This is a genomic window from Mesorhizobium sp. M7A.F.Ca.US.014.04.1.1 (assembly GCF_003998745.1).
Classification (GTDB): domain Bacteria; phylum Pseudomonadota; class Alphaproteobacteria; order Rhizobiales; family Rhizobiaceae; genus Mesorhizobium; species Mesorhizobium ciceri.
The window spans coordinates 1-484 of record NZ_RZRW01001430.1 but is presented as its reverse complement, the minus strand read 5'-3'; the positions used below and the strand labels follow the sequence as shown (position 1 = coordinate 484).

The window sequence follows — 484 nt, the reverse complement described above, 5'->3', positions numbered from 1 at the left end:
CTGTTTGGCGCAATCGCACCGCTGAGGATCTTGACCAGCGTGGATTTGCCGGCGCCGTTTTCGCCGAGCACCGCATGGACTTCGCCCGCCGCCAGATCCAGCGACACATTTTCCAATGCTGTGGTCGCGCCGTAGGATTTGGTAACGGCAACGGCCTGCAATCGTGGCGGCGACACACTCAACAGATTTCCTCCAAAACGCCCTCTTTCATCCCAAAACACGCAGTGAGAACGTTCTCTTTTTACTATTTCATCGAAATGCGCTGTGATCAACAGATCATCGACCCTTTAATTGCGGAACCGCATATCTTCCGATTTCATCCCGGGCTGCTGCCTTCAACGGCGGTTCAATGAGACCGCAATGATGATGATGGCTCCCTTGATGACCTCCTGGATGCTGGTCGATAGACCGAGCACGAGAAGACCAAATCCGAGAATGCCTATGAAGATTGCGCCGACGACGGAACCGACGATTGATCCATAAC

Annotated in this window: 1 protein-coding gene; it reads right to left on the bottom strand. The window is 53.7% G+C overall.

The window, feature by feature from the left end:
• Positions 1 to 182, bottom strand: a 182-nt coding sequence (locus EOA22_RS36935; RefSeq protein WP_245478824.1) for an ATP-binding cassette domain-containing protein, incomplete at its 3' end; no start/stop codon positions are given.
• Positions 183 to 484 lie beyond the last annotated feature (302 nt).